General features: G+C 62.7%; 9 protein-coding genes and 1 pseudogene. 3 read left to right on the top strand and 7 right to left on the bottom strand.

Annotated features, from left to right (window positions below):
• The 6 genes and pseudogenes from AC1D0Z_RS12380 to AC1D0Z_RS12355 all read right to left on the bottom strand — a co-directional run.
• Positions 1–276, bottom strand: a pseudogene (locus tag AC1D0Z_RS12380) (lysylphosphatidylglycerol synthase domain-containing protein); the annotation flags it as partial.
• A gap of 106 nt (positions 277–382) precedes the next feature.
• Complete coding sequence (locus tag AC1D0Z_RS12375; protein WP_477658544.1) at positions 383–1,840, bottom strand: amidase; 1,458 nt, start codon at positions 1,838–1,840, stop codon at positions 383–385.
• A complete protein-coding gene (locus AC1D0Z_RS12370) occupies positions 1,837–2,523 on the bottom strand; it encodes an amino acid ABC transporter permease (protein WP_477658543.1) in 687 nt (228 codons plus the stop codon). Before AC1D0Z_RS12370 ends, AC1D0Z_RS12375 begins: the two co-directional genes overlap by 4 nt.
• Positions 2,520–3,176: an amino acid ABC transporter permease gene (locus tag AC1D0Z_RS12365; RefSeq protein WP_477658542.1), complete on the bottom strand. Its 657-nt coding sequence runs from the start codon at positions 3,174–3,176 to the stop codon at positions 2,520–2,522. Before AC1D0Z_RS12365 ends, AC1D0Z_RS12370 begins: the two co-directional genes overlap by 4 nt.
• The gene (locus AC1D0Z_RS12360; protein ID WP_477658541.1) at positions 3,176–3,964 is read right to left on the bottom strand and encodes an amino acid ABC transporter ATP-binding protein; all 789 of its coding nucleotides are present in this window, start codon (positions 3,962–3,964) and stop codon (positions 3,176–3,178) included. The genes AC1D0Z_RS12365 and AC1D0Z_RS12360 overlap by 1 nt, the downstream gene beginning before the upstream one ends.
• 70 nt (positions 3,965–4,034) lie before the next feature.
• On the bottom strand, positions 4,035–4,901 hold the full coding sequence (locus AC1D0Z_RS12355) for a substrate-binding periplasmic protein (RefSeq protein ID WP_477658540.1): 867 nt from the start codon (positions 4,899–4,901) through the stop codon (positions 4,035–4,037).
• 101 nt (positions 4,902–5,002) lie between these two features.
• Between AC1D0Z_RS12355 and AC1D0Z_RS12350 the strand changes: the two genes are divergently transcribed.
• On the top strand, positions 5,003–6,151 hold the full coding sequence (locus tag AC1D0Z_RS12350) for a GlxA family transcriptional regulator (RefSeq protein ID WP_477658539.1): 1,149 nt from the start codon (positions 5,003–5,005) through the stop codon (positions 6,149–6,151).
• Here AC1D0Z_RS12350 and AC1D0Z_RS12345 read toward each other — a convergent pair.
• Entirely contained in the window at positions 6,075–7,499 is a 1,425-nt protein-coding gene (locus tag AC1D0Z_RS12345; protein WP_477658538.1) for a sensor histidine kinase, read from the bottom strand. The genes AC1D0Z_RS12350 and AC1D0Z_RS12345 overlap by 77 nt on opposite strands.
• Before the next feature lie 443 nt (positions 7,500–7,942).
• Here AC1D0Z_RS12345 and AC1D0Z_RS12340 point away from each other — a divergent pair, with 443 nt between their 5' ends.
• On the top strand, positions 7,943–8,263 hold the full coding sequence (locus AC1D0Z_RS12340) for a LysR substrate-binding domain-containing protein (protein WP_477658537.1): 321 nt from the start codon (positions 7,943–7,945) through the stop codon (positions 8,261–8,263).
• Between the two features lie 96 nt (positions 8,264–8,359).
• A partial coding sequence (locus AC1D0Z_RS12335) for a hypothetical protein (protein ID WP_477658536.1) occupies positions 8,360–9,100 on the top strand: 741 nt, incomplete at its 3' end.

The following is a 9,100-nucleotide window of genomic DNA, read 5'->3' as shown; positions in this document are numbered from 1 at the left end:
CTTGTGGCGCGTGTGGTGTCGCCCGATCAGGTCAAAGCAGCCGTACAGCGCGTGGCTGGCCGTGGCCAGGCCCAGGACGGCAAGCAGCAAAAGAGGGGAGTAGCGCCACAGCGTTTGCCAGGCGCCTTCCCAGTCCACCTTGTGGGCATGGGAAATGAGCAGGCCCAGGACCACAACGCCGAGCGCGGGGAAGCCCCAGCGGCGTACGCGCGGCCACAGCGCTGACGCGGCCGACGGGGAGGTGCTTTCAGGAAGGGGGGCCGCGGTGCTGGGCATGGTCAATGCCATTTTCAGCAGGGCGCAAAAGGAACTCCAGCGAGTGAGGCGCTGATTTTTGTAGGCGAAAACCGACGGCGGCCCACCCCGCTGCAGCGCCGCCCCTTCAGCGCTGCAGGTCAAGGCCCGGGGGGTACAGGCGGTTCCACGGCGTTGCCTTTTCAAACGCAAACGCCGCGCGCAATATCGTCGGCTCGGCAAAGGGCCGCCCGATCACCTGGATGGAAACCGGCAGGCTGTTGGCCGAAAGCCCTGCCGGAACGGCAACCGAGCACAAATCAAGCAGGTTCACAAAACGCCCGAAGCGCGACAGCGGCGTGGCCAGTTCGTCGACCTCGCTCACCGGTATGGCGGTGATCGCATTGGTCGGGAACACGCAGACATCCACGCCGTCCATGGCGTCCAGCATCGCGGCCTTGGCGGCCTCGCGGTCGCGCAGCAGGCTGATGTACTGGGCGGCCCCGATGTCCCGGCCCAGCATGATCCGCCGCTTGATGTTCGGGTCGAACTCCAGCTCGTTGCGCTCGAAAAGCGTGCCAAGGCTGGCGTAGCCTTCCGCACTCATCAGGCTGCCCGCGATGCGCATCGACTGCGCCAGGCTTTGCGGCAGCGGCTTGTCGACCAAAGTCATGCCCAGCCCGGTGAACACGGCAAGCGACCTGTCATAGGCCTCCAGAACCTCCGCGTCCACGTCTTCGCGTTCGGCCCGGGGCAAGGTCCATACCCGCATTCCCCTGACATCTTTTTCGATCTCCTGGGTGACCGACCGCACGGGTGAGCGGCGCGACACCACGTCTTTCGGGTCAGGCCCCGCCAGCGCGTCCAGCAGCGTGGCGCAGTCTTTCACGGTCCGCGTGATGGGCCCCACCGTGTCGTGCGTGGGGCACAGGTCAATGAGGCCGTAACGGCTGATCAGCCCGTGCGTTGTCTTCAGCCCCACCAGCCCGCAAAGCCCGGCCGGGATGYGAACGGAGCCGCCGGTGTCTGTGCCCAGCGCGRCAGAGGCCATGCCTGCAGAAACTGCCACTGCCGAGCCGCTGCTGGAGCCGCCAGGCACGCGGTGGGTTTTCAGATCCCACGGGTTCCAGGGCGTGCCCATGGAGGTGTTGGTGCCCCAGCCGCCAAAGGCGAATTCCACCGTGTGCGTTTTGCCCAGGACAATCACGCCGGCCGCCCTCAGCCGGTCAACCACCGTCGCCGTGATGGAAGAGGTGCGTGGCGGCAGCGACCTGGAGCCCGCAGTGATCGCGTGGCCCTTTATTTCAAACAGGTCCTTGACGGCCATGGTCACGCCGTGCAGCGGGCCGACCGTAAACCCGGCCTGCCTGAGTTTGTCGAGGCCGCGCGCAGCCTGCAGGGCTTCATCCGCATAGACGTCTACATACGCGTGCAGCTTGGCGTCAAAGGCATCTATGCGCGACAGCTGGTGTTCGACCAGCGCTTCGCTGGTGGTCTCTCCGCTGGCAAGCGCTTCGAGCGTCTGCTCCATGGAGGCATAGGCAAGCGAGGCATTGGCGGTGTTGGAGGTGTTGGAGGTGTTGGCAGTGTGGGCGACAGCAGTCATGCGGCCCCCATCACGCGCCGCCCGCGCGAAAGGCGTTTTTCAAGCGCCCGTGAAACCATCGAGAGGGGAAAGGCAATCGCAAAGTAAAAAGCCCCCACCAGCAGGAAGATATGCAGCGGGAGGAAAAATTCGCTCGACATGGCCCGTGCCGTGAGCATCAGCTCGTCCGTGGCGATCAATGCGCACAGCGAGCTGTCTTTCAGCAGCGCCACATAGGTGTTCAGCAGCGGGGGCAGCATGACGCGCAGCGCCTGGGGAAACACCACGTGCATGAACACCTGGCGCGGCGCCAGCCCAACGGCGAGGGCCGCTTCACGCTGGCCCCGGTGAATGGACTGCAGGCCACCGCGCAAGATCTCGGCAACATAGGCCGCGCCGTGCAGTCCCAGCCCGATCACGCCGGCCCAGAAGCCCGGCAGCGTGAGGCCGAGCGGCGGCAGCGCAAAGTAGAGCGCCAGCAGCAGCGCGAGCAAGGGCACGGTGCGCACGAACTGGATGAAGAAGTTCGCGGCAAAGCGCAGGGCCGGCCGACCGCTGCGGATCATGGCCGCCAGGGCCGCGCCCAAAAGCAGCGCCATCACAAAGCCCGCGGACGACAGCTTTGCCGTCACTTTGGCCGCTTCGGCAAGGCGTGGCGCCCACTCGGGCCAGTATTGCAGGAAGACTGCAAAGAAGCTGTTCATCGCTTGTTCTCCATACGATTTTCGGCCCTGGCAAATCCCCAACTGACCGGCAGCACCATGGCCGCGTACAACAACATGGCGGCCAGGTAGATCAAGGTGGTTTCAAAGGTGGATGTCACCAGGTTTCTGGCAAAAAACATGATTTCCGGCGCGGCAATGGCCGACGCGATGGACGTGTCTTTGAGCAGCTGGCTGGTGTAGTTGCCCAGCGATGGCCAGGTCACCCGCAGCATTTGCGGCAACAGCACGTGAACCAGCGTCTGCCGCGGCGTCATGCCGACCGACAGCGCCGCCTCGCGCTGCCCGGCATGAAGGCATTTGAGTCCGGCGGCAAACACATCGCACAGCACCGCCGCGCCCACCAGCCCCAGCCCCAGGATGGCAGCCACCAGCGGCGAAAGCCGAACACCCACAGCCGCCAGCCCGAAATAGATCACAAAGAGGTGGGCCAGCGCCGGTACATTGCGCATCCATTCGATGTAAGCCGCAATGGCCAGCTTCAGCAGGCGAAAGCGCGCGAAGGTAACGGTTACCGCCAGCAGCATTCCACCCGCCAGCGCAATGGCAAAAGCGCCCAGGGCGACTATCGCGGCGGTCACTGCGCCGCCCATCAGTACGGCAAGGATGCTCCCGAAGATTCCGAGCTGTTCCATCACCTGGCCAGCCCCGGGTTGTCGGCCACCTGGCCCAGGAAGCTGCGGGTGCGCTCCAGCTGCGGGTTGTTGATGACATCGACTGCGGGGCCTTGTTCCACAATGTGGCCGCCGTCCATGAAAATCACGCGGTCTGCCACGTCCCTCGCAAAGCGGATCTCATGCGTGACCAGAATCATCGAGCGGCCCTCTTCGGCCAGCTCACGGATCACCGTCAGCACTTCGCCGACCAGCTCCGGGTCAAGGGCAGAGGTCGGCTCGTCAAACAGAATCAGTTTGGGTTGCTGGGCCAGGGCCCTGGCAATGGCCACGCGCTGCTGCTGGCCTCCGGATAATCGCTCGGGGTATTCGTTGGCCTTGCTGGAAAGGTGAACCTTCTCCAGCATGGCGTCGGCCAGCTCATACGCCTCGTGTTTTGACATGCCGCCGGCCTTGATGGAACCCAGGGCCACGTTGTCGCGAACGTTCAGGTGCGGCCACAGGTAAAACAGCTGGAACACCATGCCGATTTCGCGCCGCTGGGGTGCAAGTTCGCGGTCATTCATGAAGCGGAACCCGCCATGCTTGGTGGGTACCTGGCCTATGCGTTCGCCGTCCAGCACGATGGCGCCTTCGCCCGGTTGTTCCAGAAAATTCAGGCAGCGCAGGCAGGTTGACTTTCCGGAGCCGCTGGGGCCGATCAGTGACAAGGTTTCGCCTTTGCGCAGGTCAAAGGAAATTCCCTTGAGCACTTCAAGGTCGCCGTAGCTTTTCTTCAGCCCGTCGACGGTTAGCAGTGTGTTGTTCATGGGGTTCAGTTTTTTTGACGCAGACGAACGCATGAGAAAACACGCGTTCGCCTGTCCATGCTTCAAGGGCTTACTTGCAGGAGGGCAGTTTCCAGTCGGCGGGGCGGTCTACGCCGGCGCGGAAGTTCTGGCCCACGGGCACGTACCAGACGTCTTGCACCAGGCCGTATTTGCCACCGATCTTCTTGAGCTCACAGCTCTGCCAGAGCTTGGCGATCTCCGCGTTCACGGCTTTGGCGAGTTCCGGGTTGTCCTTGTTCATGCCAAACACCACCTGGCCCAGCCCGGTCAGCAGCGGGTAGTCGGGGTTGTTGTCAACGAAGGCGTTGAACTTCAGCTTCCATTGCGGGTTGCGCGAAATGGCGTACTGCATCACGGGCGGGTCGCCGATGACGGCGTCAATACGTCCGGCCAGCAGGTCGCGCACGGCAGCGTCGGATGTGTCATACATCGTCAGTTGCAGGCCGGTGATCTTGCGAAGCTCGGGAATGAACGAGAACCCGGTGATCGTGCCGACCTTCTTGCCTTCCAGGTCCTTCAGGTGCGACCAGTTGGTCTTGCTCGACTGGGTGATGCCGTTCTTGAAGTAATGAATCGGGTCGCTCAGGGCCATGATCTTTGAGCGCTGCTCGGTCCAGCCCATGGTGCCAGCCATCACGTCGACACGTTTGGCCTGCACCGAAGCAATGGTGCCCGACCATTCCATGAGGGCGGGCTTGACCTTGAGCTTCACGGCTTCCGCCACGCGCTGCAGGATTTCGCCGTCATAGCCAATCATGGCGCCGTCCTGGTAGCCGGTGCCCGGCATGTCGCCGGTGAAGGCGATGGTCAACGCGTCTTTTTCAACGGTTTGCAAGGCCTGGGCGTTGGCAGACGGCAGCACCGCCCCCGCGGCGAAAAGCATGCACAAGAGGCGTGCGGCGAAATTTTTTTTCATGAAAACTCCTGATGGTGGTTAACGAAACGCTCACTGACGGGGTGGATGGTATGAAGCGTCATCAACTTGTCATAGGAGGCTTTGGCAGGTAAATTGAACGTATGCGACATTCAGGAAAATTACCCAAAAAAGGCGCTTCGGCGCCCAAGGCTGCGGCGGCAAGGCGCCCAAAGCATGCCCCCGCCAAGGCCAACAGCGCGGCCAGTGCGCACGTTGAGGGCAACCACCTGGTAGACCGGCTTGACGCGGCCAGGGCCAAAACGCCCCCTAAAACCGGGGTGGAGCTGAGGGTCGGAATTTTTCTGTGCGCGCGCTTTCCCCTGTTGTCGCTGGCGGGGCTGTGCGATGCGCTGCGACACGCCGCAGACCTGGGCGACCAGAGCCGGCAGCTTCGCTGCACGTGGGCGGTGCTCAGCGCCACCGGCGAGCCTGTGGCCTCCAGCTGCGGCGTGGAGGTGGCCACGCTGCCCGCAGCGTCATCGGAATGCAACTTTGACTATGTGGCCGTCATTGGCGGCTTGCTGCCCTTCATGAAAACGGCCGACCCCCGGGGTGTGAAGTTTTTGAACCAGGCCGCAAAAGCCGGAGTGCCCTTGATTGGCATTTGCACCGGCAGCTTTGCGCTTGCGCGGCACGGGTTCATGCAAGGCCGCATGGCCTGCGTGCACCCCTTCCATGTCAATGACTGGAAGGAAGCTTTTCCCGATTTGCCCTTCACCACCAACTGCGACTACATCTTCGACGGCGACCGGATCACCTGCGCAGGAGGCATTTCAATCATTGAGCTGGCCACGGAGCTGATTCGCCTGCATTGCGGGCCGGACCGCGCCGCCAAGGTCGTGCACCAGATGACGGTGACCCGCAAATCCGCGATTTCGCACGTCGCACGCCGGCGCGCGCTGGGCTATGCCTCTGCCGACAACGACAAGCTCCGCCAGGCGATTGTGCTGATGGAAAAGAACATCACCACGCCGCTTGAAATTTCCGTCATCGCCAAAATTGTGGAGTCAAGCAGCCGCCAGCTGGAGCGGGTTTTTCTGGCAGAAACGGGCGCTTCGCCTTCAGGGTTTTACCGCAACTCGCGGCTCAAATACGGCCGCTGGCTGCTGACATCAACCGATTCGCCGGTGAGCACCATCGCCTACGAATGTGGCTTTGCCGATGCCTCGCACTTCATTCGGCATTTTCAACAGCTGTATGGCGTTTCACCCGGGCGGCTGCGAAAGGCGCTGCCTGCGGTGGAAGCTTAGGCGCCCAGGGGGCGCTGCCGGTCTCTTCAACTTCTTCATACCGCGGCAGCTCTACCCAGAAGATGCTGCCCCGCCCGCGGCGGTCTGTCATGCCGACCGGGTGCCCCAGCAGCTGGCTCAGTCGGTAGACGGCCGCCAGTTGAAGCCCAAAGCCCTCGGCCGTGCCCAGCTGCGGAATGCCTTCAGAAACCGTCTGCTGGCGCTCACGCGCAATGCCCACGCCCGTGTCCCAGACTTCTATGCGCCACTTGCCCTGGCGCTGCCGCGCAGCCAGCAGCACGCCGCCGCCATGCGTGTTGCGCAAGGCGTTCGTCAGCAGGCAGCCCACCAGCCGCGCCAGCAGCACCGGGTCTGACAACGCCCGCCCCGCGGCGGTCCGGGTGCGCAGGCGCAGGCGCTTTTCATCTGCCAGCGGCATGTGTTCTTCAGCCACGGCCTGGATCAGATCCGTCATGTGCACCGGCTGCATGTGCACGCTGGTCGAAGCCGGGTCCAGCCCCGCCAGGCTGAACAGCGATTCAAAAATTTCGTCGATCTTGTGCGTGCAATCCGCAATCTTGCGCGCAATCTGCACCGCAAACTCGGGCTCCTGGGTCAGCCAGTCGGCATACGGGCCCAGCGCCTGCACCGGCTGGCGCAGCTCGTGTGCGGCGCTGGCAATAAAGCGGCTGCGCACGATTTCGGCCCCGGCCAGTGTCTGTTTACGCTCTTCCAGGGCCTTGACGAGTTGCTGGCGGTCAAATTGCCGCTCCAGGCTGATGTGTTTGGCCCGGTACATGCGCCGCCCCGTGACATGGGCCACCCACAGAAACACCAGTACCACCCCCATCCCGGCGCCGGTGTCCAGCACCGAAGACATGCCCGCCGTCAGGTCTATGCGCCAGGCCAGCGCCGCCAGCACCGCCGCGCTCAGGCCGTTGCAATACGCCGAGAAGGTGCGCATGCACGGCGGTGAAGAAGCCACCGCAACCGCCGCAATGGCCGAAAGCACCAGCATGCACAGCAGCTGGTCTTCAATAGGCGCCTGGCGGTACACCACAAACATCAGCGAACCCCAGACCACCGCACTGAGCGGCCAGGCCCACCCATAGAGCGACATGAACTCCCGCAGCGCCACCCCGTCGGCCTCCGCCACACGCTTGCTGTAAGCATGCAGGATGGCATAGCGCACCAGCGTTGTCGCGGCCGCTGCCGCGGCCCATACCCACAACTCCCAGGCCGGCACATCGCGGTACAGCATGGCCACGATCACCACAATCACCACCGCGCTCGCATGCAGTGTCGGCGGCGCATGCCGCATAAACGTCAGGGCCAGCTGCGTGCCGACCCAGGCCTCGCGTGCGCTCATCGCAGGGCGGCTCCGGTGGTGGGTGGCAGGGCGGGTGTCATGGCGAGGGGATTCGTTTGGGGGCGGGGTGGAATTGGGAAGCAGCTGTATCGGCGATTTTCCTCTTAGTGCCGGGGGGGTAGAAGAGGGTGGGAGTTGGGGTTTTACTTAGGTGGTTTACGGAAATTTGCCCTGCTTGCACAGGAAGGCTTTCATGAAGCCTTCTTGGCAGAGTATCAAACAATGTGGCGCGGGCGCTGGGCGTGTGCCGTGTTCTATGGGCTTCTTCACGGCAGCCAGGGCGTAGAGGTCTTGTTTGTTGCCCCRCCAGCCTTGTGCCCATCTTGCCAGTGTTGGCGGCGTTGGGCGAGCCGTCTTTTGTTGTCTTTGGGCGGTGGTTACACGGGCGGAACGTGTACCTTTTTATTCATGGGGTATGTGCGTGCCTAGCCGGTGCCCTCCTTTTGCATGCCAGAGCCAACCGCCACGAATGGCAGACCTGGCTGCGCGGCGCTGGCGTACCCGACCTGCAGGGCACAGGTGAACAGCTGTTTGACACGCTAGACATGTGCGTCCAGAGCGCAGAGCGCGGGCAGGGTGTTGCCATTGCCGACGCTGCGTTGTTCGCTGATCTGATTGCCTCGGGGAAAGTCGTGAAGCCCTTCGACATAGAGGTCGACAGTGGGAATGCCTATTTCCTCACTTATCCGCCTGAGCGGCGGGAGCAGCGGAATATTCGGCTGTTTGAGGAATGGATGCTATCTGTGCTGCACGGGCAAGGCTGAAGCCACTAAAGAGGCTCGGCGCGATGGTAGCGCTGGCCTATCCGATGTGAAGGATTCGAAGTGGAGGAGAATCGATCCGAACAACGGGGAGCAGACATGGAGACGACGATCTTTTCGCCCAACTTGGACCGTCTCGGCAAGTTGCGAATTCAGGAGGCGACCGAGTTTTTTGGCAGGCTTCTTTGGTGCGAAGCCGCACGGCTTGGGCTCGTCAACATCGTTGTCTCGGGAGACGTCAACAGCAGCGATGGAGGCATCGACGCAAAGGCAGATCGCGTCGGTGGCAGAGACGGGCACTCGTTCCACTATCAGATCAAGACGGGAACGGCGTTCAAACCCTGGCAGCCGGCGGCTGTTGCCAAAGAACTCTTCGGCGCCTCTGACGCAAAGCCCTCCAAAGCCAAGCTTGGCTCCGCTGTGCGTCGTTGCCTCGACATAGGCGGAACCTACGTAATGGTTTCGCTTGGTCAAGACCTTCTCGCCGAAAACCATTCCCAGGCAGTGGGACTGCTGAAATCCGCTTTCAAGGCGTGCGGCTACAAAACTGCGCTGGTCGAAGTGTGGGGCGTGAGACAGATCGCGAACATGACGGAGCGCTATCCATCACTGTGCTTGGACCTTGGTGGCCTGGGGGACGTCCGCTTTCAGGCTGTCGGCTCATGGGCTAAGAACGGAGACATGACGCCGCGAGTTTCGTTAGGCGAGTCACAGACTGAGTTCATTCGCAGGATCCAGGAAATTCTCATAGGGCCTGAGATTCAGCACGCGCGAATTATTGGCGAGCCGGGCATCGGCAAGACCCGATTGGCGCTCGAAGCCATCCAACAACTACCCATG

The sequence above is a fragment of the Polaromonas sp. P1_E3 genome, from assembly GCF_056405935.1.
This window is presented reverse-complemented; position numbering and strand designations above follow the sequence as displayed.

What these genes read in the sequence shown, in the direction of transcription:
- AC1D0Z_RS12360 (WP_477658541.1), bottom strand. Translation starts at nt 3,964, where the DNA reads ATGAACAACACACTGCTAACCGTCGACGGGCTGAAGAAAAGCTACGGC.
- AC1D0Z_RS12365 (WP_477658542.1), bottom strand. Translation starts at nt 3,176, where the DNA reads ATGGAACAGCTCGGAATCTTCGGGAGCATCCTTGCCGTACTGATGGGC.
- AC1D0Z_RS12355 (WP_477658540.1), bottom strand. Translation starts at nt 4,901, where the DNA reads ATGAAAAAAAATTTCGCCGCACGCCTCTTGTGCATGCTTTTCGCCGCG.
- AC1D0Z_RS12345 (WP_477658538.1), bottom strand. Translation starts at nt 7,499, where the DNA reads ATGAGCGCACGCGAGGCCTGGGTCGGCACGCAGCTGGCCCTGACGTTT.
- AC1D0Z_RS12350 (WP_477658539.1), top strand. Translation starts at nt 5,003, where the DNA reads ATGCGACATTCAGGAAAATTACCCAAAAAAGGCGCTTCGGCGCCCAAG.
- AC1D0Z_RS12370 (WP_477658543.1), bottom strand. Translation starts at nt 2,523, where the DNA reads ATGAACAGCTTCTTTGCAGTCTTCCTGCAATACTGGCCCGAGTGGGCG.